23 protein-coding genes are annotated in these 24,070 nt (G+C 72.8%); 17 read left to right on the top strand and 6 right to left on the bottom strand.

The genetic code is table 11. The annotated features are described in order from the left end of the window. The first annotated feature begins 6 nt into the window (after positions 1-6). From ACFY7H_RS09730 to ACFY7H_RS09720, 3 genes are all read left to right on the top strand, one after another. Positions 7-1,128 carry a hypothetical protein gene (locus ACFY7H_RS09730; protein WP_388935594.1) on the top strand — a complete coding sequence of 374 codons (1,122 nt, stop codon included), beginning with the start codon at positions 7-9 and terminating at the stop codon, positions 1,126-1,128. A 21-nt stretch (positions 1,129-1,149) separates the two neighbouring features. Continuing rightward, positions 1,150-2,292, top strand: a complete 1,143-nt coding sequence (locus ACFY7H_RS09725) for a glycosyltransferase family 4 protein (RefSeq protein WP_388935591.1) — start codon at positions 1,150-1,152, stop codon at positions 2,290-2,292. A gap of 239 nt (positions 2,293-2,531) precedes the next feature. Then, entirely contained in the window at positions 2,532-4,139 is a 1,608-nt protein-coding gene (locus ACFY7H_RS09720) for a GMC oxidoreductase (protein ID WP_388935588.1), read from the top strand. Positions 4,140-4,152: 13 nt separating this feature from the next. On the opposite strand, the gene ACFY7H_RS09715 is transcribed toward ACFY7H_RS09720, so the two are convergent. Beyond that, positions 4,153-5,949, bottom strand: a complete 1,797-nt coding sequence (locus ACFY7H_RS09715) for an AMP-dependent synthetase/ligase (RefSeq protein ID WP_388935585.1) — start codon at positions 5,947-5,949, stop codon at positions 4,153-4,155. A 254-nt stretch (positions 5,950-6,203) separates the two neighbouring features. On the opposite strand from ACFY7H_RS09715, the gene ACFY7H_RS09710 reads away from it, so the two are divergent. From ACFY7H_RS09710 to ACFY7H_RS09685, 6 genes are all read left to right on the top strand, one after another. Then, positions 6,204-6,986 (top strand): metallophosphoesterase, encoded by a 783-nt coding sequence (locus tag ACFY7H_RS09710; RefSeq protein WP_388935582.1) that lies wholly within the window; start codon positions 6,204-6,206, stop codon positions 6,984-6,986. Between the two features lie 107 nt (positions 6,987-7,093). Next, entirely contained in the window at positions 7,094-7,534 is a 441-nt protein-coding gene (locus ACFY7H_RS09705) for an SRPBCC family protein (RefSeq protein ID WP_388935579.1), read from the top strand. A 335-nt stretch (positions 7,535-7,869) separates the two neighbouring features. Further along, on the top strand, positions 7,870-9,027 hold the full coding sequence (locus ACFY7H_RS09700) for an ArsA family ATPase (protein ID WP_388935576.1): 1,158 nt from the start codon (positions 7,870-7,872) through the stop codon (positions 9,025-9,027). Positions 9,028-9,094: 67 nt separating this feature from the next. Then, positions 9,095-9,553: a DUF5304 domain-containing protein gene (locus ACFY7H_RS09695; protein WP_388935574.1), complete on the top strand. Its 459-nt coding sequence runs from the start codon at positions 9,095-9,097 to the stop codon at positions 9,551-9,553. 61 nt (positions 9,554-9,614) lie between these two features. Next, positions 9,615-10,556, top strand: coding sequence for an ROK family glucokinase (locus ACFY7H_RS09690; RefSeq protein WP_388935570.1), 942 nt, complete (start codon positions 9,615-9,617; stop codon positions 10,554-10,556). A 78-nt stretch (positions 10,557-10,634) separates the two neighbouring features. Next, positions 10,635-11,411 carry an endonuclease/exonuclease/phosphatase family protein gene (locus ACFY7H_RS09685; RefSeq protein WP_388935566.1) on the top strand — a complete coding sequence of 259 codons (777 nt, stop codon included), beginning with the start codon at positions 10,635-10,637 and terminating at the stop codon, positions 11,409-11,411. A 133-nt stretch (positions 11,412-11,544) separates the two neighbouring features. Here ACFY7H_RS09685 and ACFY7H_RS09680 read toward each other — a convergent pair whose 3' ends face one another. Together ACFY7H_RS09680 and ACFY7H_RS09675 are read right to left on the bottom strand one after the other, a co-directional pair. Then, a complete protein-coding gene (locus ACFY7H_RS09680; RefSeq protein ID WP_388935563.1) occupies positions 11,545-12,126 on the bottom strand; it encodes a hypothetical protein in 582 nt (193 codons plus the stop codon). Beyond that, positions 12,119-12,898: an alpha/beta hydrolase gene (locus tag ACFY7H_RS09675; protein WP_388935560.1), complete on the bottom strand. Its 780-nt coding sequence runs from the start codon at positions 12,896-12,898 to the stop codon at positions 12,119-12,121. The genes ACFY7H_RS09680 and ACFY7H_RS09675 overlap by 8 nt, the downstream gene beginning before the upstream one ends. A gap of 160 nt (positions 12,899-13,058) precedes the next feature. Here ACFY7H_RS09675 and ACFY7H_RS09670 point away from each other — a divergent pair, with 160 nt between their 5' ends. The 5 genes from ACFY7H_RS09670 to ACFY7H_RS09650 all read left to right on the top strand — a co-directional run bounded on the left by ACFY7H_RS09670 (position 13,059) and on the right by ACFY7H_RS09650 (position 18,055). Next, entirely contained in the window at positions 13,059-13,826 is a 768-nt protein-coding gene (locus tag ACFY7H_RS09670) for a lysophospholipid acyltransferase family protein (RefSeq protein ID WP_388936210.1), read from the top strand. Between the two features lie 57 nt (positions 13,827-13,883). Further along, entirely contained in the window at positions 13,884-15,095 is a 1,212-nt protein-coding gene (gene macS / locus ACFY7H_RS09665) for a MacS family sensor histidine kinase (RefSeq protein WP_388935557.1), read from the top strand. Between the two features lie 35 nt (positions 15,096-15,130). Next, on the top strand, positions 15,131-15,775 hold the full coding sequence (locus ACFY7H_RS09660; RefSeq protein WP_388936207.1) for a response regulator: 645 nt from the start codon (positions 15,131-15,133) through the stop codon (positions 15,773-15,775). A gap of 155 nt (positions 15,776-15,930) precedes the next feature. After that, the gene (locus ACFY7H_RS09655; protein WP_388936203.1) at positions 15,931-16,962 is read left to right on the top strand and encodes a 6-phosphofructokinase; all 1,032 of its coding nucleotides are present in this window, start codon (positions 15,931-15,933) and stop codon (positions 16,960-16,962) included. 82 nt (positions 16,963-17,044) lie between these two features. Beyond that, complete coding sequence (locus tag ACFY7H_RS09650) at positions 17,045-18,055, top strand: 2-hydroxyacid dehydrogenase (protein ID WP_388936201.1); 1,011 nt, start codon at positions 17,045-17,047, stop codon at positions 18,053-18,055. On the opposite strand, the gene ACFY7H_RS09645 is transcribed toward ACFY7H_RS09650, so the two are convergent. Then, positions 18,004-20,004 carry an anthranilate synthase family protein gene (locus tag ACFY7H_RS09645; RefSeq protein WP_388935555.1) on the bottom strand — a complete coding sequence of 667 codons (2,001 nt, stop codon included), beginning with the start codon at positions 20,002-20,004 and terminating at the stop codon, positions 18,004-18,006. The two genes, ACFY7H_RS09650 and ACFY7H_RS09645, sit on opposite strands and share 52 nt — an antisense overlap. A 321-nt stretch (positions 20,005-20,325) precedes the next feature. On the opposite strand from ACFY7H_RS09645, the gene ACFY7H_RS09640 reads away from it, so the two are divergent. Together ACFY7H_RS09640 and ACFY7H_RS09635 are read left to right on the top strand one after the other, a co-directional pair. Beyond that, positions 20,326-21,690: a class II 3-deoxy-7-phosphoheptulonate synthase gene (locus tag ACFY7H_RS09640; RefSeq protein ID WP_388935552.1), complete on the top strand. Its 1,365-nt coding sequence runs from the start codon at positions 20,326-20,328 to the stop codon at positions 21,688-21,690. Between the two features lie 160 nt (positions 21,691-21,850). Further along, on the top strand, positions 21,851-22,117 hold the full coding sequence (locus ACFY7H_RS09635; protein WP_388935550.1) for a bacterioferritin-associated ferredoxin: 267 nt from the start codon (positions 21,851-21,853) through the stop codon (positions 22,115-22,117). 25 nt (positions 22,118-22,142) lie between these two features. On the opposite strand, the gene bfr is transcribed toward ACFY7H_RS09635, so the two are convergent. Continuing rightward, positions 22,143-22,619 carry a bacterioferritin gene (gene bfr, locus ACFY7H_RS09630; RefSeq protein WP_388935547.1) on the bottom strand — a complete coding sequence of 159 codons (477 nt, stop codon included), beginning with the start codon at positions 22,617-22,619 and terminating at the stop codon, positions 22,143-22,145. A 171-nt stretch (positions 22,620-22,790) separates the two neighbouring features. Between bfr and ACFY7H_RS09625 the strand changes: the two genes are divergently transcribed. Then, on the top strand, positions 22,791-23,423 hold the full coding sequence (locus tag ACFY7H_RS09625) for a sulfite oxidase-like oxidoreductase (RefSeq protein WP_388935544.1): 633 nt from the start codon (positions 22,791-22,793) through the stop codon (positions 23,421-23,423). A 43-nt stretch (positions 23,424-23,466) separates the two neighbouring features. Here ACFY7H_RS09625 and ACFY7H_RS09620 read toward each other — a convergent pair whose 3' ends face one another. Further along, a complete protein-coding gene (locus ACFY7H_RS09620) occupies positions 23,467-24,027 on the bottom strand; it encodes a DUF4396 domain-containing protein (protein ID WP_388935541.1) in 561 nt (186 codons plus the stop codon). Between the last annotated feature and the right edge of the window lie 43 nt (positions 24,028-24,070).

Genomic DNA, 24,070 nt, shown 5'->3' with positions numbered 1-24,070 from the left:
CGGCGGATGATCCCGGTCCGCCGCCGCACCGCCGTACGCCTCCTCGCGCTCGCGCTGTGCCCGCTCCCGGCGGCCGGCTGCGCGGACCCGGCGCCGTCCGAACCCGCCGACGGGGCCGTGCGGCGGGCCGTCGCCGGCTGGTCGGCGGCCCCGCCCGCACGGCTCGCCGGTATCCCCCTGGAGGGCTGGTCCTACGAGGTCACCTCGGTCCGGCGGGACGGCGTACGGGCCTTCGCGCGCGCCGAGCTGCGCTACCGGCTCGCCGGCTACGACGGCGCCCCCGCCGGTTCGGCCCGCGAGGTGGAGCTGACCCGGGACGGCACCGCCTGGCGGATCACCGCCGACCGGCCCGCCCCCGGAGCGGTGGCGCAGCTGTGGGACCACGGCGCGGTGACCGCCGTACGCGGCGCGCACTGCCTGGTTCTCGGCGCCGGCCCGAGCCGGCGGGCGCTGTCCGCCCTCGCGGCCGAGGCCGACCGGGCGGTCCCGGCGGTGAACGCCGCCTGGCCGGGGCCGTGGGCGCGGCGGGTGGTGGTCCTGGCCCCCGGCACGCTGGAGGCGATGGCCGCGCTGCTGGGGCGGCCGGCCGGCACCTACCGGGGCCTGGGGGCCGTCACCACCGGCAGCACCGGGGACGGCCCGGCCCCAGCCGACCGGGTCGTGGTCAACCCGGAGGGGTACGAGGGGCTTTCCGAGGCCGGGCGGCGGATCGTCCTCACCCACGAGGTCACCCACGTCGCGACCCGCGCCGCGACCTCGGCGCGGACCCCGCAGTGGCTGTCCGAGGGCTTCGCGGACTGGGCCGCGTACCGGGGCACCCCCACCGCCCCGGCGGACGGCGCACCCGAGCTGGCGCGCGCCGTGCGGCGGGGCGAACTGCCGGCCGCGCTCCCGGCCGACGGGGACTTCGCCTTCGGCGGCGACCCGCAGGCGGCGGCCCGGGCGTACGGGGGCGCCTGGCTGGCCTGCCGGCTCATCGCCGACCGGTGGGGCGGGGCGGCGCTGGTACGCCTCTACGAGCTGGCGGGGCGCGGACCGCTGCCGGCCGCGCTGGCGGAAGCCCTGGGGGTGGACCTGCCCGGGCTGACGGCCGCCTGGCAGGAGGCACTGCGGCAGGAGCTCCGGTAGTCGTCCGGTACGTTGGCGGGGATGCACAAGACGCTGATCGTGACCAACGACTTCCCGCCGCGCCCGGGCGGCATCCAGGCCTTCCTGCACAACATGGCGCTGCGGCTGGATCCCGAGCGGGTCGTCGTCTACGCGTCCACCTGGAAGCACGGCGAGGAGGGCCGCGAGGCCACCGCCGCCTTCGACGCGGAACAGCCCTTCCAGGTGGTGCGCGACCGGACGACGATGCTGCTGCCGACCCCCCGCGTGACCCGCCGGGCGGTGTCCCTGCTGCGCGAACACGGCTGCGAGTCGGTGTGGTTCGGAGCCGCGGCACCGCTCGGGCTGATGGGCCCGGCCCTGCGGCGCGCGGGCGCGCGGCGGATCGTCGCCACCACCCACGGGCACGAGGCCGGCTGGGCGCAGCTGCCGGCCGCGCGGCAGCTACTGCGGCGGATCGGGGAGGGCACGGACACCCTGACCTACCTCGGGGAGTACACGCGTTCGCGGATCGCCTCGGCGGTGACGCGGCGGGCGGCGGCCCGGATGGTGCAGCTCCCCCCGGGGGTGGACGAGAAGGTCTTCCACCCCGGGTCGGGCGGCGCCCGGGTCAGGGCCGGGCTGGGCCTGTCGGACCGCCCGGTCGTCGTGTGCGTCTCGCGGCTGGTCCCGCGCAAGGGGCAGGACACCCTGATCGAGGCGATGCCGCGGATCCTGGCGGCGGTGCCGGACGCGGTGCTGCTGATCGTGGGCGGCGGACCGTACGAGGCGGACCTGCGCGCGCTGGCCGCCGCGAGGGGGGTCGCGGACTCGGTGGTCTTCACCGGCGCCGTCCCCTGGTCCGAGCTGCCGGCCCACTACGGAGCGGGCGACGTCTTCGCGATGCCGTGCCGGACCCGGCGGGGCGGGCTGGACGTGGAGGGGCTCGGCATCGTGTACCTGGAGGCCTCGGCGACGGGCCTGCCGGTGGTCGCGGGCGACTCGGGCGGGGCGCCGGACGCGGTGCTGGACGGGGAGACCGGCTGGGTGGTCCGGGGCGGCGCCCCCGAGGACGCCGCGGACCGCATCGTGACCCTGCTCCAGGACCCGGAACTCCGCGCCCGCATGGGAGCGGCCGGCCGGGCCTGGGTCGAGTCCCGCTGGCGCTGGGACCACCTGGCGGAAGACCTCCGGGCCCTCCTCTGACCCGCACGCCCCGCGCGCACGGCCCGGCCCGGTTCCGTGGCCGCACTCCGGCGCGCGGGGAAGGGGCCGCGCCCAAAGGGGGGCATTGTCGCTCAGGCGGGGCCGTCCGCGGGCGGAGTCCCGCGAATCCGGCGCCCGGGGGCTGCGTCTCGTTACGGTCCACACATGTCTGACTGTTACTCACATGCGTGGCAGTGCGCGTTATGGCCGATCGGGCGGAATCCGCTCATGATGCGGCCATGACCCGCCATCTGACGCGCCGTCAACTGGGTCTGGCCGCCCTGCGCACCGCCGCCGCCCTCGGCATCACCCGGATCGGGATCGGCGCCGCCCGTGCGGCGGAACCCCCCGCCGCCCAGTACGCCCCCGCCGTCGTCGTCGGCTCCGGCTACGGATCCGCCGTCGCCGCGCTGCGCCTCGGGCAGGCCGGCGTCCGGACCGTCGTCCTCGAAATGGGACGGCTGTGGGACACCCCCGGACCCGACGGCAAGGTCTTCCCCTCCACCTCCGCGCCCGACCACCGCTCGATGTGGTTCCGCCGCCGCACCGAGGCCCCGCTCGCCCAGTTCCTCTGGCTCGACGTGGTCAACCGCGACATCAGCCCCTACCCCGGCGTCCTCGACCGCGTGCACCACGGGGACATGTCCGTCTACGTGGGCCGCGGCGTGGGCGGCGGCTCTCTCGTCAACGGCGGTATGGCCCCCACCCCCAGACGCTCCTACTTCACCGAGGTGTTCCCCGGTGTGGACGCCGACGAGATGTACGGCACCTACTACCCCCGCGCCCGCGCCATGCTCGGCGTCAACGACATCGACCCCGCCTGGTTCGAGTCCACGCAGTGGTACCGCTTCGCCCGGACCTCCCGGAAGCACGCCCGCAACACCGGGCTGAGGACCACCTTCGTGCCCAACGTCTACGACTTCGCGTACATGAAGCGCGAGGCCGCCGGCACCGTCCCCCGCTCCGCCCTCGCCGGGGAGGTCATCTACGGCAACAACCACGGCAAGAAGAGCGTCGACAAGACCTACCTCGCCGCCGCCATCGGCACCGGCAACGTCACCATCGAGACCATGCGGCGCGTGGTCGCCGTACGCCAGGACCCGGCCGGCGGCTACGTCCTGACCGTGCACACCAGCGACCTGGGCGGCCGGGTCACCCAGGTCCGCGAGCTCGGCTGTGCGCGGCTCTTCCTCGGGGCCGGCAGCCTCGGCACCACCGAGATCCTGCTGCGCGCCCGCGAGACCGGCGCGCTGCCCGCGCTCAGCGACAAGGTCGGGCTGGGCTGGGGCCCCAACGGCAACGTCATGACGGCCCGCGCCAACCACCTGTGGGACACGGTCGGCCGCAACCAGGCCACCATGCCAGCCCTGGGCATCGACGACTGGGACAACCCGGCCAACCCCGTCTTCGCGGAGATCGCCCCGCTCCCCATGGGCATCGAGCACTGGATCTCGATGTACCTGGCCATCACCAAGAATCCGGAGCGCGGCCGCTTCACCTACGACGCAGCGAGCGACTCGGCGCGGCTGCACTGGACCCGGGACCAGAACGCCCCGGCGGTCGCGGCGGCCAAGAACCTCTTCGACCGCATCAACCGCCGCAACGCCACCGTCTACCGCTACGACCTCTTCGGCGAGAACAAGGCCTTCGCCGACGACTTCACCTACCACCCGCTCGGCGGCTGCGTCCTCGGCGAGGCCACCGACGCCTACGGGCGGGTGAAGGGGTACCGGGGGCTGTACGTGCTCGACGGCTCGCTCGTCCCCGGCTCGCTCGGCGTGAACCCGTTCGTGACGATCACGGCCCTCGCCGAGCGGAACATGGACCGGATCCTCGCCCAAGGCTAGGCCCTGTCGTCGATCAGCCCCGGTAGAGCGCCTCGATCTCGTCCGCGAAGTCCTTCACCACCACGTTGCGCTTCAGCTTCAGCGACGGCGTGATGTGACCGGACTCCTCGGTGAACTGGGAGCCCAGGATGCGGAACTTCCGCACCGATTCGGCCTTGGACACCGCCGCGTTGCCGTCGTCGACGGCCTTCTGGACGGCGGCGATCAGCTCCGCGTCCTCGCGCAGCTCCGCCGCCGTCACCCCGGCCGGCTTGCCGTTCTCCGCGGCCCACCGGCCGAGGAACTCCTCGTCGATCGTGACCAGCGCCGCCACGAACGGCCGCCCGTCGCCGACCACCATGCACTCCGCGACCAGCGCGTGCGCCCGGATCCGGTCCTCGATCACCGCGGGGGCGACGTTCTTGCCGCCCGCCGTGACGATGAGTTCCTTCTTGCGGCCGGTGATCCGGAGGTAGCCGTCCTCGTCGAGCGTGCCGACGTCGCCGGTGTGGAACCAGCCGTCCGTCATCGCCTCGGCGGTGGCCGCCTCGTTCTTCCAGTACTCCTTGAAGACGTGCTCGCCGTGCACCAGCACCTCGCCGTCGTCCGCGATGCGCAGCACCGAACCGGGCAGCGGCTGGCCGACCGTACCGATCTTCTGCTTGTCCCACGGGAGGAAGGCGGTGGCCGCGCAGGTCTCCGTCAGGCCGTAGCCCTCCAGGACCGTGAAGCCGATGCCGCGGAAGAAGTGGCCGAGCCGCTCGCCGAGCGGCGCTCCGCCGGAGATGGCGTACTCGCCGCGGCCGCCGAGGACCGTGTGCAGCTTGGAGTAGACGAGCTTGGAGAACAGCTTGTGCTTGAGCTTGAGGCCGAAGGACGGGCCCGAGGGGGTGTCCAGCGCGCGGCTGTACGCGATGGCCGTGTCGGCGGCCGCGTCGAAGATCTTGCCCTTGCCGTCGGCCTGCGCCTTGGCGCGCGCCGAGTTGTAGACCTTCTCGAAGACGCGCGGCACGCCGAGGATCAGCGTGGGGCGGAAGGACTGCAGCTCGTCGGTGAGGTTCTTGATGTCCGGTACGCAGCCCAGCCGGATCGGCGCCAGCACCGCCGCCACCTCCACCAGGCGGCCGAAGACGTGCGCGGCCGGGAGGAAGAGCAGCACGGAGCACTCGCCGGTGCGGAAGAGCGGCTTCAGCCGCTCCACGACGTTGCCGCACTCGGCGAAGAAGTTCCGGTGGGTCAGCACGCAGCCCTTGGGGCGGCCGGTGGTGCCCGAGGTGTAGACGATCGTGGCGGGGTCGTCGGCGACCGCGAGGGCGCTGCGCGCGTCCACCTCGGCGTCGGTGATCTTCGCGCCGGCGGCCTTCAGGACGCCCTGGGCGTCCTCCTCGATCTCCCAGACCTGGCGCAGCTCGGGCAGCCGGTCGCGCAGGGAGGCCACGTTGGCGCTGTGCCCCGGGCTCTCCACGATGGCCGCGACGGCGCCGGAGTCGCCGAGGATCCACTGGATCTGCTCGGGCGAGCTGGTCTCGTACACGGGGACGGTGACGCCGCCCGCGGTCCAGATCGCGAAGTCGAACAGCACCCACTCGTAGCGGGTGCGGGAGATCAGGGCGACCCGGTCGCCGGGCTCGATGCCCGCCGCCATCAGGCCCTTCGCGGTGGCCCGTACCTCGGCGAGGAACTCCGTCGCCGTCACGTCCTGCCACCGGCCGTCGACCTTGCGGGCGATGACGGCGGTGTCGGGATGCTGGGCGGCGTTGCGGCGGATGAGATCCGTCAGGTTCCCGTCCGACGGGACCTCGTACAGGGCCGGAAGGCTGAACTCGCGCAAGACTGCTGCTCCTCTGGGCGCCATCGCCACCGTGTGGACCGACCGGACGTTACCCACCGGTAGTGGGTTCCCGATAGAGGGAACCGGCCAGATGTTCCGTGCGTCACATTCTGTACATCGCGATGCGCCGCAAGACCCGCCAATACGCTGCCGACAGTAGTCGACCGTGTTCGCGACTAGGAAGTAACCGCAGGTCCGGCCGCCTGCGACCGTCGCTCTACCCGCGCGCGCCGGGCCCCCCTAGGGTGGGCGGCATGGGTGGCGGGAAGAGTCGTACGAGGGTCCACGTCGTCAGCGACGTACACGGCAACACCGAGGCGCTGGCGCGGGCCGGAGACGGCGCCGACGCGCTCGTCTGCCTGGGCGACCTGGTGCTCTTCCTCGACTACGCCGACCACTCGCGCGGCATCTTCCCCGACCTGTTCGGCGTCGACAACGCCCACCGCATCGTCGAACTGCGCACGGCGCGGCGCTTCGCGGAAGCGCGCGAATTCGGCCGCCGGCTGTGGGACGGGCTCGACAGGGAACGGCTGATCGAGGAAGCCGTGCGCCGCCAGTACGCGCAGATGTTCGCGGCCTTCCCCAGCCCGACCTACGCCACGTACGGCAACGTCGACATGCCCGGCCTGTGGCGCGAGTACGCCGGACCCGGCACCACCGTCCTCGACGGGGAGCGTGTGGAGATCGGCGGCCGCGTCTTCGGCTTCGTCGGCGGCGGCCTGCCGTCGCCGATGCGCACCCCGTACGAGGTCGACGAGGAGGAGTACGCGGCCAAGGTGGAGGCCCTGGGCGAGGTCGACGTGCTCTGCTCGCACATCCCGCCGGAGGTCCCCGAGCTCTGCTACGACACCGTCGCGCGCCGCTTCGAGCGGGGGAGCGAGGCCCTGCTCGCCGCGATCCGCCGGACCCGGCCCCGGTACGCGCTCTTCGGGCACGTGCACCAGCCGCTGGCGCGGCGGGCCCGGATCGGCGCCACCGAGTGCGTGAACGTCGGGCACTTCGCCGCGACCGGAAGGCCGTGGGCCCTGGAGTGGTGACCTCCACACGCACGGTAGCCTGCACGCGGCGGCCGCGGGCCGCACACTTCCCCGAAATTCCCCCAGCTACCGCTGGGAGGTGCCCCCAACCCGGAGGAGCCACCGCGATGGCGGAACACACCAGCTCAAGCATCACGATCGACGCCTCCCCCGCCGCCGTGATGGCCGTGATCGCCGACTTCGCCCGCTACCCCGAGTGGACCGGCGAGGTGAAGGAGGCCGAGGTCCTCGCCACCGACGCCGAGGGCCGCGCCGAAAGGGTCCGCCTCCTGCTGGACGCCGGCGCGATCAAGGACGACCACACGCTGGCGTACACCTGGAAGGGCGCGGACGAGGTCAGCTGGACGCTGGACAAGTCCCAGATGCTGCGGCAGCTGGACGGCTCGTACCGGCTGGCCCCGCTGGACGGCGGCCGCACGGAGGTCACCTACCAGCTGACGGTGGACGTCAAGATCCCGATGCTGGGCATGATCAAGCGCAAGGCGGAGAAGGTCATCATCGACCGCGCGCTGGCGGGGCTGAAGAAGCGCGTCGAAGCCCAGTCCTGACGGGCACGCCTTCCTGACGGGCCGCCCGCGCGTCGCGGGCGAGGGCGGACTGCCCCGGTGTCGCGCCGCTGTGCCGGACCGCGGCCGTCGGGGCCGCCGGCGGGCTCGGGCCGGGGCCGGGGGTGCCCGCCCGCGGTGTGGTGTGCCGCCGCGCGGTACGTGGCCCCCTCCTGACGCGCCGCCCGCGCCGCCGCGCCGGGTGGGCGCGGGGCGCTCTGGGGGCCGCCCCGGGCGACGGCGACCACCGCACCCCCGCCCCCCGCCACCCGCGGGCGCGGAGAGCGGCGCGCCGGGAACCGGCGGCCGCGCCGGAAGGCAGAACGAAAGGCACAGCCATGCAGACCCTCCTCGTCACCGGCCCCGGCGGGGCCGGCCGGAGCACCGTCGCCGCCGCCACCGCCCTCGCCGCCGCGCGGGACGGGCAGCGGGCGCTGCTGCTGTGCGGGACCGACGCCCCCCTCGCGGAGGGGAGCCCCGATCCCCGGCTGCGGATCGCCCGGATCGACTCCGGCGCGGAGTTCCGCACCGAGCTCGCCGCGCTCCAGGAACGCGGCGCCGCCCTCCTCGGCATGCTCGGCGGCCGCCCCCTCGGCGCCGAGGAACTGACCGAGCTGCCCGGCGCCGAACAGTTCGCCCTGCTCCGCGCCCTGCGCCGGGCCGCCGCCGCGCCCGGCACCGACCTCGTCGTCGTGGACATGCCCCCGTTGCACCAGGCCGTGGCCGCCCTCGCCCTCCCCGCCCAGCTGCGCCGCTACCTCGCCCGGCTGCTGCCCGCCGAGCGCCAGGCGGCCCGCGCCCTGCGCCCCGTACTGGCCCAGCTCGCCGGGGTCCCGATGCCGGCCCAGTGGCTGTACGAGACCGCCGCGCGCTGGGACGAGGAGCTGGCCGCCGTCCAGGCCGTCGTCGAGGCCGCCGGCACCCGGGTCCGCCTGGTCGCCGAGCCCGGCCCCGCGGCCGGCACCGCCCTGCGCGTGGGAATGCTCGGGCTGGCCCTGCACGAGCTGCGCGTCGAGGCCCTGGTGGCCAACCGGCTCGTGCCGCCGGGCCCCGCCGCCGCCGACCCCTGGGCGGCGGGGATCGCCGCCCAGCAGCGGGCGTTCCTCACCGAGTGGGGCCAGAACCTGCCCGTCCACGAGCTGGCCCACCTCGGCCGGGACCCCCGGGGCACCGGCGACCTGGAGGTGCTCGGCGCCGCCCGGGGAATCGCCCCCGGCCCCGCCGGCCCCGCGCCCGGCCCCGGCTGGAGCGTCGAGGACCGGCTCGCCGACGACGGGGTGCTCGTCTGGGCGATCCCGCTGCCCGGCGCCCGCAAGAGCGAGCTCGACCTGGTCAGGCGCGGGGACGAGCTGCTCGTCGCGGTGGGCCCGCACCGCAGGATCGTTCCGCTGCCCTCGGCCCTGCGCCGCTGCACCGTCTCCGGCGCCGCCCTCGCCGACGACGCCCTCCGCGTCCGCTTCACTCCGGACCCGCGGCTGTGGCCGAAGGCGCGCTGATACCCGTACCGCCGTTCGGGTAACGTCGAAGGCAGACCTACCGCAGCTGCCGCCAGGAGAGTCCGCCATGAGCGAGGCCACCGACCACCCCACCGACGACGCCTGGGCGCGGGCCTGCGCGGAGGACCTCGCCGCCGAGAAGCGACGCCGCAGCTCACAGCCGGGCGGCGGCACGGGCACGGGAACGGCCGCCGAGGAGCTGTTCAAGCTCTTCGAGGCCGTCGCCGACAAGGTGTCCTCCCTGAACAACCCCCTCGTCGGCGCCGCCGCCCAGGACGCCGTACGCCAGCTCGTCAACCAGGCCAAGACGGCCGCCAAGCCCGTGATCGAGCGCAACCCGGAGGTGTTCGGCCACCTCGCGGCGGCCGGATCCGAGCTCCTCGCCGCCTACCGTTCGGCCGTCGAGGGCCACGAGCGGCGCTGGACCCGCGACGAGCCCGCAGAGCCGCCCACCCCCCGCAAGCCCTCCGGCGGGGACGAGGAGGGCCCCGGAGCGGGCCCGGCCGAGCGGATCGATCTCGACTGATCCTCCGCCCGCCTCGGGTACGGTTGGCCGTGGCGGGGTTTGACCGGAAACCGAGGGACTAATGGGACTCACCATCGGCGTCGACATCGGCGGCACGAAGATCGCGGCCGGCGTGGTCGACGAAGAGGGCACCATCCTTGAGACGTACAAGGTGCCCACCCCGCCGACCGCGGACGGCGTGACGGAGGCGATCTGCGCCGCCGTCTCCGAGGTCAGCAGCAGCCACACCATCGACGCCGTCGGCATCGGCGCCGCCGGATACGTGGACGACAAGCGCGCCACGGTGCTCTTCGCGCCGAACATCAACTGGCGGCACGAACCCCTCAAGGACAAGGTCGAGCAGCGCATCGGCCTGCCGGTCGTCGTCGAGAACGACGCGAACTGCGCCGCCTGGGGCGAGTACCGCTTCGGCGCCGGCCAGGGCCACGAGGACGTCATCTGCATCACCCTCGGCACGGGCCTCGGCGGCGGCATCATCATCGGCAACAAGCTGCGCCGCGGCCGCTTCGGCGTCGCCGCCGAATTCGGGCACATCCGGGTCGTCCCCGACGGCCTGCTGTGCGGCTGCGGCAGCCAGGGCTGCTGGGAGCAGTACGCCTCCGGGCGCGCCCTCGTCCGGTACGCGAAGCAGCGCGCCAACGCCACCCCCGAGAACGCGGCGATCCTCCTAGGCCTGGGCGACGGCACCGCCGACGGCATCGAGGGCAAGCACATCAGCGAGGCCGCCCGGGCCGGTGACCTGGTGGCCATCGACGCCTTCCGCGAGCTGGCCCGCTGGGCCGGCGCGGGCCTCGCCGACCTGGCCTCCCTCTTCGACCCGTCGGCGTTCATCGTCGGCGGCGGCGTCTCCGACGAGGGCGACCTCGTCCTCGACCCGATCCGCAAGTCCTTCAAGCGCTGGCTGGTCGGCGGCGCCTGGCGGCCGCACGCGCAGGTGCTGGCCGCGCAGCTCGGCGGCAAGGCCGGCCTGGTGGGCGCGGCGGACCTGGCCCGCCAGGGCTGACGCCCCGCGCCCTGCCCCGCCATGACTGCCCGCCGCGCCCCCTGGGGGAGCGGCGGGCAGCTGCGTATGTTGCCTTCCATGCCGCACACGCCGTACATCCCGCGCACGCCGCGCACGCTGCCGAAGTCCGTGACCGAGCCCGACGGTTCAGCCGTGATCCGGGCGCTCAGCTACAACATCCGCTCGCTGCGCGACGACGAGGAGGCCCTGGCCCGGGTCGTCCGGGCCTGCGCCCCGGACCTCGTGTTCATCCAGGAGGCGCCGAGGTTCTTCCGCTGGCGCAAGCACGCGGCCAGACTGGCCGCCAAGACCGACCTCGTGGTGCTCGGCGGGGGCGCCACGGCGGCGGGACCGTTGCTGCTGTGCTCGCTGCGTGCCTTCGTGGAGCGCACCGAGGACGTCCTGCTCCCGCGCACCCCCGGCCTGCACCGGCGGGGCTTCGCGACGGCCGTGGTCCGCTTCGGGGCGGCCAGGGTGGGGGTGGTCAGCGCGCACCTGTCCCTGGATCCGGCGGAACGGCGCGCCCAGGCCGACCTGCTCCTGGAGCGGCTCGCGGGGCTGGGGACGCCGCACACGATCGCGGCGGCCGACGTGAACGAGGCGGCGGGCGGCTCCGCCTTCGGCCGCCTGTCGGAGGCCCTGCAGGACTGCTGGACGGTGTCCCCGTGGGGCGGCGGCGACACCTTCCCGTCATCGGCGCCGGACCGGCGGATCGACGCGGTGTTCGCGTCGCGGGACGTGGAGGTACTGGCCTGCGGCGTCCCGGAGGGACTCCCGGGCGTGACGGCCCCCGACCTCCACGCGGCCACCGACCACCTCCCGGTCCTGGCGACGCTCCGGCTCCCGGCGGGGTAGTGAGGGGGCGGGCGGCGTCGCGGGGGCCGGAACCCCCTGGGGCGGTCTCAGAGCAGCCTGACGGGAACCCCCGAAGCCAGCCCTGAGGCGGCCCAGCGGTAGCCCGCCCCCGCAGCCCCCGCCCCCGCCGCCCCTACACCACCGCGCCCCGGCCCGGGTCGTCGTCATCGTCCTCGTCGCCCTGCGACATGCGCGCGATCAGGGTGGCGAAGCCGCCCAGGAAGCCGCCGATGCCCAGGGTCGTCAGCCACCAGGTCATGTCCCACTGGAGCAGTACCGCCAGCAGCAGCAGCACCGGGCCGCCGACCACCGCCAGCCACGCGAACTTCGCCGTCGTGTCCGCCGGCGGCAGCTCCGGTTCCGGGGGGACGAAGTGGCCTTCGTCCGCGGGCTCGGCCGGGGTGTGGTCGCGCGGGCCCGGCGCCGGCAGGGGTACGCCCACGCCCGGGGCGAAGGTCACCGAGCCGCCCAGCTCCGGCTTCGGCCCGGTCTCCGGCTTCCGCCCGGCTTCCGGATCCGGATCCGGTTCCGTGTCGGACAGCGCGGGCTCGGGCTTCACGTCTTCCTCCGGCAGCATCAGGTTCTCGATCGGCCGGAACGGCCTCGACCCGGGCGGGTCCGGTGGTTCCTGACCGTACCCGGCGACGATCGCGGCCCACGCCGCTTCCTCGTCCAGCGGGGGCACGCCCCCGGACGACTCCTCGTGCTCAGCCACCGCTGGCCGCCCCCTCCCTGCCGACACTCTTCGCGAGCCGCCCGATGAACGCGTAACTGTCCGCGAAGATCCGCTCCGCGTCATGGTCCAACGTCGCCACGTGGTAGCTCTGTTCCAGCAGGGTCTCGGTGACGTCGGTCGACGACACCCGCGCCAGGATCCGCGCCGAGTCCACCGGCGGGACCACGTGGTCCTGGGGGCTGTGCAGCAGCAGTACGGGCTGCGTCACCTGCGGCAGCTCGGTGTCCACCAGCTGGAAGAACTTCCGCAGGGAGTGCGCGGCCCGGGTCGGCACCCGCTCGTAGCCGACCTCCACGGAGCCGGGCTTCGCGATGTCGCTGGCGATCCCCGCCGTCGACCGGACGAAGTGCTTGGCCACCGGAAGGGCGAAGGCCAGCGGGTCGTGCACCTTGTTGGCGGGGTTGACGAGGACGATGCCGCTGATCGCGTCCCCGTGCCGGGCCGCCAGCCGCAGCGTCAGCGCGCCGCCCATCGAGAGCCCGAAGACGAAGACCTGCTCGCACCGGTCCAGCAGCTCGCGCAGCGCCCGGTCGACCTCCGCGTACCAGTCCTGCCAGCCGGTGAGCTGCATGTCCTGCCACCGCGTCCCGTGCCCGGGCAGCAGCGGCAGCGAGACGGTCAGCCCGCGCTCGGCCAGGTACTCGGCCCACGGTCGGAGCGACTGAGGCGAACCGGTGAAGCCGTGACAGAGAAGCACGCCCACTTCTCCGCCCTCGTGACGGAACGGCTCTGCTCCAGGGAGGACGGGCACCAGGGTCTCCTTCGAAGGGTGGGGGGTGCGTTGCGCTGTGTGACTTCACCGTACGCGACCGGGGTGACACCGACCAGGGCCGTCGGGCGCTCCGCGCGGAGCCAGGCGATAAGGTCTGTTCGACAGACACAGGAAGGCTTTCGAGTTGATCTACGGCGCAATGAAGTTCTCCATCGGGGGTTCCCTGAAGCTCGCCTTCAGGCCGTGGGTGGAGGGCCTCGAGAACATCCCCGCCGAGGGGCCGGCGATCCTCGCGAGCAACCACCTGTCCTTCTCCGACTCCTTCTTCCTGCCGGCCGTGCTGGACCGGAAGGTGACCTTCATCGCGAAGGCGGAGTACTTCACCTCCCCCGGGGTCAAGGGCAAACTGACGGCCGCCTTCTTCAAGGGCGTCGGCCAGCTCCCGGTGGACCGCTCCGGCGCGCGCGGCGCGGGCGAGGCCGCGATCAAGAGCGGCATCGAGGTCATCGAGCGCGGGGAGCTCTTCGGTATCTACCCCGAGGGGACGCGTTCACCCGACGGCCGCCTCTACCGCGGCAAGCCCGGCGGGCTGGCCCGGGTGGCGCTGGCCACCGGCGCCCCGGTGATCCCGGTCGCGATGATCGACACCGAGAAGATCCAGCCCCCCGGCAAGGTGGTCCCGAAGCTGATGCGCCCGGGCATCCGGATCGGCAAGCCGCTGGACTTCAGCCGCTACCAGGGCATGGACGGGGACCGCTTCATCCTGCGCTCGGTGACCGACGAGGTCATGTACGAGATCATGAAGCTCTCCGGCCAGGAGTACGTGGACATCTACGCGACGGCCGCCAAGCGGCAGATCGCGGACGCCGAGAAGGCCGCCAAGGCGGCCGAGAAGGCGGAGAAGGCGGAGCTCGCCGAGAAGGCCGAGAAGGCCGAGAGGTCCAAGGGAGAGACGGGCGCGCCGTAGCGCGCGCGGCGGGCCGGCCGGAAGGCCGCGCCCGCGGGAACGGGGCGGGTGGGGGAGATGGCGAGGCGCGAGCGCGTCGTACGGATGTCGGTCGAGCAGCCGCTGTGGCGGGCCCTGTCGGTGTACCGGCTGCTCACCATGGTCTACGCGGTCCTGCTGTTCGCGGCCGCCTACCGGAAGTTCGACCAGCCCTGGACCGCGGTGGGCTACCTCGCCTGCCTCGCCGTCTGGACGCTGGCCACCCACCGCCGGGTGGCGAACGCGGCCAGCTGCACCAGGGGCTTCCTCGTCGCCGATCTCTCCGTCGCGCTGGTGGGCATCCTGCTGACCCCGCTCGCCGACACCCACGAGCGGATCATGGAGGGCGGCCCCACCCTCCCCAGCATCTGGACCGCCGGCTCGGTCCTGGCCTTCGCCCTCAAGGGCGGCTGGCGCTGGGCCGGCTTCGCCTCGACCTTCGTGGCCGCCGCCAACCTCGTCATCCACGGCGGCGACCCCACCCGGGACGCCCTGCACAACGTCCTGCTGGTCTGGGTCGCCTCCATCGCCATCGGCTACGTCGTCGAGGTCGCCCGGGCCAGTGAGGCCACCCTCGCCCGCGCCCTGGAGATCGAGGCCGCGACCCGCGAGCGCGAGCGCCTCGCCCGCGACATCCACGACGGGGTCCTCCAGGTCCTCGCGATGGTCCAGCGGCGCGGCACCGAGCTGGGCGGCGAAGCCGCCGAACTGGGCCGGATGGCGGGGGAGCAAGAGGTGGCGCTGCGCACCCTGGTCTCCAGCGGGCTGGTCCAGCCGTCCCGGGTCTCGCGCGACGGGTCGCTCGGCGCGCTGGTGGACACGTACGAGGTGGAGGAGCCCGGCGCGGAGGAGGCGGAGCTGGACCTGCGCTCCTTGCTGGCCCCGCACGCCGGCTCCCGGGTGAGCTTCGCCGAGCCGGGGACCCCGGTGCCGCTGCCGGCGCCCGCCGCGCGGGAGCTGGCGGCGGCGGTCGGCGCGGCCCTCGACAACGTGCGCAAGCACGCCGGGGAAGGGGCCAGCGCCTGGATCCTCGTCGAGGACTGGGGCGACGAGGTGATCGTGACCGTACGGGACGACGGCCCGGGCATCCCGGCCGGCCGGCTCGACCAAGCGGAGGGCGAGGGGCGCATGGGCGTGGCCCTGTCCATCCGCGGACGCCTGCGCGACCTCGGCGGCAGCGCCGAGCTGGTGTCCGTCCCCGGACAGGGCACCGAAGTGGAACTGAAAGTACCGAGGGGGAGAACCCAGTGAACGACGACCGCAGCGAGCTCCAGGACATCAAGGTGATGGTCGTCGACGACCATCCGATGTGGCGGGACGCGGTGGCCCGCGACCTGGCCGCGGCGGGCTTCGACGTCGTCGCCACGGCCGGCGACGGGCCGGAGGCGGTACGCCGCGCCCGTGCGGTGTCGCCGATGGTGCTGGTCCTGGACCTCAACCTGCCGGGCATGCCCGGGGTGCAGGTCTGCAAGGAGCTGGTCGGTGTCGATCCCGCGCTGCGCGTGCTGGTCCTGTCGGCCAGCGGTGAGCACGCCGACGTCCTGGAGGCCGTGAAGTCGGGGGCGACCGGCTACCTGCTGAAGTCGGCCGGCGCCCAGGAGCTGATCGACGCGGTCCGCCGCACGGCGGCCGGTGACCCGGTGTTCACCCCGGGCCTGGCCGGTCTCGTCCTCGGCGAGTACCGGCGCCTGGCCAGCGACCCGGCGCCGGCCGCCCCGGACGAGCCGAAGGCCCCGCAGCTGACCGACCGGGAGACCGAGGTGCTGCGGCTGGTGGCCAAGGGGCTCTCGTACAAGCAGATCGCGGAGCGGCTGGTCATCTCCCACCGCACGGTCCAGAACCACGTGCAGAACACCCTGGGCAAGCTCCAGCTGCACAACCGGGTGGAGCTCGTCCGGTACGCGATAGAGCGCGGCCTCGACGACGCGTAACCCGTTCGTACGTCGTACTTGCTTCCACTCCAGCTCCCCGTACGAGTGAACGGTGGGGGAGCAACCCCCTTTGACCGCAGCGGAATTGACCCATCCGGGCCCTTGCTGTGACGCACGTCACCATTAGCGTGACCGTCATGGCGAAGGGAGATTCCATGAAGGTCGGAGTGCTCACCGGCGGCGGAGACTGCCCCGGACTCAACGCGGTGATCAGGAGCGTCGTCCGCAAGGGCACGCAGGAGTACGGATACGGGTTCGTCGGCTTCAAGGACGGCTGGCGGGGGCCGGTCGAGGGGGACACCGTCCCCCTGGACATTCCCGCCGTCCGGGGCATCCTGCCCCGGGGCGGCACCATCCTCGGCTCCTCGCGCACCAACCCGTTCAAGACGGAAAACGGCGTCCGCGCCATCAAGGAGAACCTCGCCAAATTCGAGGTCGACGCGCTCGTCGCGATCGGCGGCGAGGACACCCTGGGCGTGGCCGCCCGGCTCTACGAGGAGTACGGCGTCCCCTGCGTGGGCGTACCGAAGACCATCGACAACGACCTCTCGGCCACCGACTACACCTTCGGCTTCGACACCGCCGTCGGCATCGCCACCGAGGCCATCGACCGGCTGCACACCACGGCCGAGTCCCACATGAGGGTCCTGGTCGTCGAGGTCATGGGGCGGCACGCCGGGTGGATCGCCCTGCACTCGGGGCTGGCGGGCGGCGCCAACGTCATCCTCATCCCCGAGCAGCGCTTCGACGTGGACCAGGTCTGCGCCTGGGTGACCTCCCGCTTCAGCGCGAGCTACGCGCCGATCGTCGTGGTCGCGGAGGGGGCCATGCCCAAGGACGGGGACCTGGTCCTCAAGGACTCCGTCTCCCGGGACTCCTTCGGGCACGTCCGGCTGTCGGGCGTCGGCGAGTGGCTGGCCAAGGAGATCGAGGCGCGCACCGGCAAGGAGGCCCGTACGACGGTCCTCGGGCACATCCAGCGCGGCGGCACCCCGAGCGCCTTCGACCGGTGGCTGGCCACCCGCTTCGGACTGCACGCGATCGACGCGGTGCGCGACGGGGACTTCGGCAAGATGGTCGCGCTGAAGGGGACGGACATCGTGCGGGTGCCGATCGCGGAGGCCACCGCGAAACTGAAGACGGTCGACCCCGCCCTGTACGCGGAGGTCGGGGTCTTCTTCGGCTGAGCGGGCGCGGGCCGAGCGGGCGCGGGCCACGGGCCGGCCGTATCGTGACGGACGACCCGTGGCCGACCTGTGGGGAGCGAGCGTGGAGATCCTGGCCTTCGGAGTGACCGCCGACGAGGAGCCGCTGCTGGCACGCGCCTTCCGGGACCACTCCGAGGGCCCGCACGAGGTCCGCTGCCTCGACGTCTTTCTCAGCGAGGACACCGCCCCCATCGCCGCCGGGTACGAAATCGTCTCCTCCAGCGTCAACGGCGATCTGAGCGGCCGGGTCCTGCGCATCCTGGCCGCCGGGGGCACCCGGATGGTCGCGCAGCGCTCCACCGGCTTCAACAACGTCGACCTCGACGAGGCCCGGCGGCTGGGGCTGACCGTCAGCAGGGTCGCCTCCTACTCGCCGTACTCGGTGGCCGAGTTCGCCTGGGCCCTGGCCATGGCGGTGAACCGGCGGATCGTCCGCGCCTCCCACCGCACCCGGGACTTCGACTTCCGGCTGAACGGGCTGATGGGCCGCGACATGCACGGCCGCACGGCGGGCGTCCTCGGCACCGGCAGGATCGGCGAGGCCTTCACCCGGATCGCCCACGGCTTCGGGATGAACCTGCTGGGCTGGGACCTGGTGCCGAACCCGGCCTGCGTGGAGCTGGGCATGAGGTACGTGGACAAGGGCGAGCTGTTCGCGGAAGCCGACCTGATCAGCCTGCACGTGCCGCTGCTGGACTCCACGCACCACATCGTCGACGCGGCCGCCCTGAAGGCGATGCGGGACGACGCGGTGCTGGTGAACTCCAGCCGGGGCGGGCTGATCGACACGGAGGCCCTGGTCACGGAGCTGCGGGCGGGCCGCTTCACGGGGGTGGGCCTGGACGTGTACGAGGCGGAGGCCGGCCTCTTCTTCACGGACAGGTCCCTGGAGGCCGTCGCGGACGACACCCTGGCCAGGCTGGTCACCTTCCCGAACGTGGTGGTGACCAGCCACCAGGCGTACTACACGCAGGACGCGGTCGGACAGATCATCGCGACGACCGTCCGGAACGTGGCGGACTACATGGCGGGCCGCCGCTCCGAGAACACCTTGGTCCCGGACGCCGCCTGAACCCCGCCCGTCCCGGGCCGCACCGGCCGGGCGGCCCCCGTCACCAGGCGGACCAGGCCGGACAGCAGCTCCGCGCCGCGCAGGGTGAGGACGGATTCCGGGTGGAACTGGACGCCCGCGAAGCCGCGGTCCGCGCAGCGCAGGGCGTGGACCTCGCCGGTGAGCGGGTCCCGGGAGACCTCCACCCCGTGCGCGGCGAGCTCCGCTTCCGCTCCGGCGTCGCACGCGGCGGTGTACGTGTTGTAGAAGCCCACCGTCTCCGGCTTGCCGAAGAGGTCGACCGTCATCTGGGAGCCCTGCGCCGGCTCGGCCTTCCGCACCAGCGGCAGTCCCAGCTCCGCCGCGATCAGCTCGTGCCCGAGGCACACCCCCAGCAGCCCGCCGGGGTGGGAGGTGAGCAGGTCCCGCGCCAGCGCGCCCAGCATCCGCATCTTCGGGTCGGTGCCGTCCGCCGGGTTCCCCGGGCCGGGGCCGAGGACGACCGGGCCGTCCCAGGCCAGGGCGAGGGCCCGCAGCCCGGGATCGTCGTAGCGGCGTACGGTCACCTCCAGCCCGGACGCCCGCGGGCCGCCCGTTCTCAGGACGTGGGCCAGCATCGCGGTGAAGGTGTCCTCCGCGTCTACCACCAGGGCGTGCCCGCCCGCGGCGGCGGGCCGCTCCTGCATGCGGAGCCAGAACGGCGCCAGGTCCGCCCGCCGCGAGGCCAGGGCCGCCCGCACCCGGGGGTCACCGGCCAGTCCGGCCGCCCCGGCGCGGGAGGCGGGCCGGGGTGCGGCCGGCCCTACGCCCAGCGCCGCCAGCACCCCGGCGGCCTTGGCGTGGGTCTCGGCCACCTCGCCCAGCGGGTCGGAGTGCCGGACCAGGGTGGCCCCGACCGGTACCCGCAGCACCCCGTCCGGGGTGATGTCGGCGGTGCGGATCAGGATGGGGGAGTCCAGGGTCTGGCCGCCGGCCGCGTCCAGGCCGAGCAGCGCCAGCGCGCCCGCGTAGTAGCCGCGGCCGCCGCTCTCGTACCGCTCGATCACCCGGCAGGCGTTCTGCACGGGCGAGCCCGTCACCGTCGCCGCGAACATGGTCTCCCGCAGGACCTCCCGGACGTCCAGCGAGGAGCGTCCGCGCAGCTCGTACTCGGTGTGCGCGAGGTGGGACATCTCCTTGAGGCGCGGACCGACGACGGCTCCGCCCATGTCGCCGACCGTGCACATCATCTTCAGTTCCTCGTCGACGACCATCGACAGCTCCTCGGTCTCCTTGCGGTCGGCGAGGAAGGCGAGGAGGGACTCGGCGGTGGGGCCCGACTCCGGGTAGCGGTAGGTGCCGCTGATCGGGTTCATCACGACCGTGCCCCCGGACATCCGTACGTGCGCCTCGGGGCTGGCCCCGACCAGGGTGCGGTCCGGAGTGTGGACGACGTACGTCCAGTAAGCGCCCCGCTCGCCCTCCAGCAGCCGCCGGAACAGCGCGAGCGCGTCGGCCCGGCCGAAGCCGTCGACGCGGCCCTCGTAGGTGCGCCGGATCACGAAGTTCGCGCCCTCGCCGCGGCCGATCTCCTCGCGGATCACCCGCTCGACGGTGGCCGCGTACTCCTCGTCGGGGACGTCGAAGCCGCCGCCCTTCACCCGTACGGGGTGGCCGGGGAGCGCGGCCAGCGCGCTGGCGAGCGGGACCTCGTACGCCTCCTTGGCGGCCAGCACGGCCAGCGGCGTGCCGTCGTCGCGTACGTCGAACCCGCGCTCGCGGATCTGCCGGAACGGCACGAGCGCGAGGGTGGGCAGCTCGCGTACGGGCAGGTCGGCGAGGCGGGCGGCCTCGTGGACCGGGCCGAGGAGCACCTCGATGGTGTCGTGGCGGCGGCCCGGGGTGCGCCGGCGCAGCAGCGCGAAGGGCGGGGCCGCGTCGTCGAGGAGCCGGCGGAGGTCGAGATCGGGCCGGGGTGCGGAGTGGGTCATGGGGCGTCCTTCCGGTGGGCTGTGGAGGGAAGGACGGCCGTGTCCGCACACGGAAAAGGCCGCCCTCCGGGGGCGGCCTGCGTTTCGCTCGTGTCAGTGGGTACGCGAGAGGGGCGGGCCGCCGGGAGCGGGCCACCACCAGTTCAGGCTGGCATGCGCGTACATGGGAGGCACCCTAGCCCACCGGGCGGCCGTCCCGCGGCATCCGGTCTTTTCCGGCATATGAACCTTGCATTCCGCTCTTCTCCGGCTCCACGGCCTTCGAACGACACCGTCTCACCAGGTGGGCGTCCGGCCGGACACGGCGAACGACGCCGTAATGTGTACGAGGTGACCGTGAACGCTGAAAACCACGCCCTCGCCGCCAAGGCGACCTGGCGAGACCTTCCCGCGGCGCAGCAGCCTTCGTACCCCGATGCCGAGGCCCTGCGCGCTGTCGTCGCGGACCTCGAGTCGTATCCTCCGCTCGTTTTCGCGGGTGAGTGCGACCAGCTGCGCGCCCGCCTGGGAGCCGTCGCCAAGGGCGAGGCGTTCCTGCTTCAGGGCGGCGACTGTGCCGAGGCCTTCGACGCCGTCTCCGCCGACCACATCCGCGCCAAGCTGAAGACCCTGCTCCAGATGAGCGCCGTCCTGACGTATGCGGCCTCCGTGCCCGTCGTGAAGGTCGGCCGCATCGCGGGCCAGTACTCCAAGCCGCGTTCGAAGGACACCGAGACCCGCGACGGCGTCACCCTGCCGACCTACCGCGGCGACTCCGTCAACGGCTTCGCCTTCACCGAAGAGGCCCGCGTCCCGGACCCGGAGCGGCTCAAGCGCATGTACCACGCGTCGGCGTCGACGCTGAACCTGGTGCGCGCCTTCACCACCGGCGGTTACGCCGACCTGCGCCAGGTGCACGCCTGGAACCAGGACTTCGTGAAGTCCTCCCCCTCCGGGCAGCGCTACGAGCAGCTCGCGCGGGAGATCGACAACGCCCTGAACTTCATGAAGGCCTGTGGCACCGACCCGGCCGAGTTCAAGGCGGTGGAGTTCTACTCCTCGCACGAGGCGCTGCTGCTGGACTACGAGGGCGCGCTGACCCGCACGGACTCGCGTACGGGCAAGCTGTACGACACCTCCGGCCACATGGTGTGGATCGGTGAGCGCACCCGCCAGCTGGACCACGCCCACATCGAGTTCTGCTCGCAGATCGCCAACCCGATCGGCATCAAGCTCGGCCCGACCACCTCGGTCGACGAGGCGCTGACGTACATCGACCGCCTGGACCCGGAGCGCGAGCCGGGCCGGCTGACCTTCGTCGTCCGCATGGGCGCCGACAAGGTCCGCGACAAGCTCCCCGAGCTCGTCGAGAAGGTCACCGCGTCCGGTGCGACCGTCGCCTGGGTCACCGACCCCATGCACGGCAACACCTTCGAGGCGGCCTCCGGCCACAAGACGCGCCGTTTCGACGACGTGCTCGACGAGGTCAAGGGCTTCTTCGAGGTCCACAAGGCCCTGGGCACCCACCCGGGCGGCATCCACGTCGAGCTCACCGGTGACGACGTCACCGAGTGCGTGGGCGGCGGCGACGAGATCTTCGTCGACGACCTGCACCAGCGCTACGAGACGGCCTGCGACCCGCGGCTCAACCGGAGCCAGTCGCTGGACCTGGCCTTCCTGGTGGCCGAGATGTACCGCGACCAGTAACGCGATCAGTAAGTAGCTTCCTCCGAGGACGGGGCGCGGATCCATGTGATCCGCGCCCCATCCTCGTACCCGGGTCTTTTAGGTCACCCTAACTTTGGGTACGGTTAGGTAAGCCTCACCGAATAGGAGATGGCCTGCCGAACCGTTCCGCACCTGGGAGGTGAACCGCGTGTACGTCTGCTCTTGCTTCGGGATCACCGACAAGCAGGTGAAGGAACACGCGGCTGCCGGGGCCTGCACCCCCCGCCAGATCGCCTCGGCCACCAAGGCCGGCACCGACTGCGGCTCCTGCGTGCGCACCATCCAGGGCATCCTCGGCCGCGGGGCCTGCCCCCGCCGGGAGCTGCTGGAGAAGGGCAACGCCACGGCCGTCCTGGCCGCCGACCCCGGACCGGCGCCCGCGCCGGAGCTGGCCGAAGCCGCCTGAGGCCTTCCGGGCCGTCCCGGGGACGTCAGCTCGGCTGCTCGATGAGCTGGGCGATGTACAGCGCCTCGCCCAGGGACTCGATAAGTTCCAGCTGGGTGTCGAGGTAGTCGATGTGGTGCTCCTCGTCCGCCAGGATCTCCTCGAAGAGGCGGGCGGACGTGATGTCGCCCTTCCCGCGCATGACCTCGATGCCGCGCTTGAGGCGGTCGATCGCCTCGACCTCCACCTGCCGGTCCGCCTGGAACATCTCCGTGATCGTCTGTCCGACGCGCACGTGGAAGAGGCGCTGGTAGTTCGGCAGGCCGTCGAGCATCAGGATGCGCTCGGTGATCTTGTCCGCGTGCTTCATCTCATCGATGGACTCTTCACGCGTGTACTTGGCGAGCTTCGTCCATCCCTTGTTGTCCTGGATGCGGTAATGCAGCCAGTACTGGTTGATGGCCGTGAGCTCGCCGGTCAGCTGCTCGTTGAGGAATTCGAGGACCTCGGGGTCGCCCTGCATCGCAGAGGCTCCTTCCAAGCAATGTCAGCTAGTGACTGGGCAGTGCGCGCATCCTTGCACTGCCGTCCTGAGGCGTCCAGTAAGTGCCTCCTTAGTGGGAGTTGCCTGGACTTGCCTGAATCGGGTCGTACCTGGTCGTGACCACACCGCCACGTCTGTCACCATGGAGGCATGGGTCAGCCGGAAAGCCGGGAATCTCCGGGAGCAGAGCAGCTGGAGCTGCCTCCGGGGCAGCGGTTGCAGCGGGGTTGGCCCGTCACCCACTACGGTCCCGTGCCCAAGTTCAAGCCGGATCGCTGGGAGTTCCGCGTCTTCGGCGCGACCGCCGACGGTGAGAAGCACTGCTGGAAGCACGAGGAGTTCGCGGCCCTGCCGTTCGAATCGGTCGTGGCCGACCTGCACTGCGTCACCAAGTTCAGCATGCCGGGCGCCGAATGGGGCGGTGTGCTGGCGCGGACCGTACTGGCCCTGGCCCCGCCGGCCCCACAGGTCACGCACGTGATGGTGTGGGCCGAGTACGGCTTCAGCTCCAACATGAGACTGGCCGACTTCGCCTCCGACCGGACCGTCTTCGCCACCCACATGGGCGGTGAACTGCTGACGGCCGAGCACGGTTTCCCGCTGCGGCTCGTGGTCCCGCACCTGTACGCCTGGAAGGGCCCCAAGTGGGTCCGGGGCGTGGAGTACATGACCGCCGACCGCCGGGGTTTCTGGGAGGAGCGCGGGTACCACAACATCGGCGACCCCTGGCGCGAGCAGCGCTACTCGTACCAGGAGGAACCGGGCGACGGTCCGGAGCTGTAGCCGGCTGTAGCTGTAGCTGTAGCTGTAGCTGTAGTCGGGCGGGTCAGTGGTGGTACCGGTGGACCACCGCGTGGCCCTTCCCGCGGCCGATCATCCACTTGTTGACCGGGGTGGTCAGGACGAAGGCGATGACGAGCGAGAGCCCCAGCACCGTCCAGAAGAACGGGTCCGAGAGGTGGGCGTCCATGGCGCCCGGCCACAGTGCGATCACCCCGTTGTCGGTCAGCTCCATGACGGCGATCGACAGGGTGTCCGCGGCCAGCGCCACCCGGATGGCCGTACGCAGGTCCACGCCGGCGGCGAGGATCCCGCGCAGGGTGAGCGCGTAGCCGAAGAAGAAGGCGAGGACGATCGCCAGGGCCATGGTGGGGACGTTCCCCCAGCCCAGTCCGGTGCCGATGACCATGCCGAGCACCTCGCCGATGGCGCATCCGGTCAGGCAGTGCAGGGTAGCCCGGGCCGCCATGCCCCAGCCGGCCCCACCGCCGTCGGTGTGACCCTGGTGCGCGGGGTGGCCCTCGTGCTCCGGGCCGTGGTGCTGGTGGTGCTCGTGGCCCTGGTGTTCGTGCTGGTGATCGTGGTTCTCGTGGTGTGCGTGCTCCATGACAACCCCCTGAAGGCTTGAGGAAAACGCTGGTGACGGTCCC

Source organism: Streptomyces sp. NPDC012794, assembly GCF_042901085.1.
In the GTDB taxonomy this organism is placed as follows: domain Bacteria; phylum Actinomycetota; class Actinomycetes; order Streptomycetales; family Streptomycetaceae; genus Streptomyces.
This window is presented reverse-complemented; position numbering and strand designations above follow the sequence as displayed.

Bases quoted from the DNA above. Each gene is read 5' to 3' on its own strand.
- ACFY7H_RS09730 (WP_388935594.1), top strand. From the start codon at position 7: ATGATCCCGGTCCGCCGCCGCACCGCCGTACGCCTCCTCGCGCTCGCG.
- ACFY7H_RS09725 (WP_388935591.1), top strand. From the start codon at position 1,150: ATGCACAAGACGCTGATCGTGACCAACGACTTCCCGCCGCGCCCGGGC.
- ACFY7H_RS09720 (WP_388935588.1), top strand. From the start codon at position 2,532: ATGACCCGCCATCTGACGCGCCGTCAACTGGGTCTGGCCGCCCTGCGC.
- ACFY7H_RS09710 (WP_388935582.1), top strand. From the start codon at position 6,204: ATGGGTGGCGGGAAGAGTCGTACGAGGGTCCACGTCGTCAGCGACGTA.
- ACFY7H_RS09705 (WP_388935579.1), top strand. From the start codon at position 7,094: ATGGCGGAACACACCAGCTCAAGCATCACGATCGACGCCTCCCCCGCC.
- ACFY7H_RS09700 (WP_388935576.1), top strand. From the start codon at position 7,870: ATGCAGACCCTCCTCGTCACCGGCCCCGGCGGGGCCGGCCGGAGCACC.
- ACFY7H_RS09695 (WP_388935574.1), top strand. From the start codon at position 9,095: ATGAGCGAGGCCACCGACCACCCCACCGACGACGCCTGGGCGCGGGCC.
- ACFY7H_RS09690 (WP_388935570.1), top strand. From the start codon at position 9,615: ATGGGACTCACCATCGGCGTCGACATCGGCGGCACGAAGATCGCGGCC.
- ACFY7H_RS09685 (WP_388935566.1), top strand. From the start codon at position 10,635: ATGCCGCACACGCCGTACATCCCGCGCACGCCGCGCACGCTGCCGAAG.
- ACFY7H_RS09670 (WP_388936210.1), top strand. From the start codon at position 13,059: ATGAAGTTCTCCATCGGGGGTTCCCTGAAGCTCGCCTTCAGGCCGTGG.
- macS (WP_388935557.1), top strand. From the start codon at position 13,884: ATGGCGAGGCGCGAGCGCGTCGTACGGATGTCGGTCGAGCAGCCGCTG.
- ACFY7H_RS09660 (WP_388936207.1), top strand. From the start codon at position 15,131: ATGGTCGTCGACGACCATCCGATGTGGCGGGACGCGGTGGCCCGCGAC.
- ACFY7H_RS09655 (WP_388936203.1), top strand. From the start codon at position 15,931: ATGAAGGTCGGAGTGCTCACCGGCGGCGGAGACTGCCCCGGACTCAAC.
- ACFY7H_RS09645 (WP_388935555.1), bottom strand. From the start codon at position 20,004: ATGACCCACTCCGCACCCCGGCCCGATCTCGACCTCCGCCGGCTCCTC.
- bfr (WP_388935547.1), bottom strand. From the start codon at position 22,619: ATGCAGGGCGACCCCGAGGTCCTCGAATTCCTCAACGAGCAGCTGACC.
- ACFY7H_RS09625 (WP_388935544.1), top strand. From the start codon at position 22,791: ATGGGTCAGCCGGAAAGCCGGGAATCTCCGGGAGCAGAGCAGCTGGAG.
- ACFY7H_RS09620 (WP_388935541.1), bottom strand. From the start codon at position 24,027: ATGGAGCACGCACACCACGAGAACCACGATCACCAGCACGAACACCAG.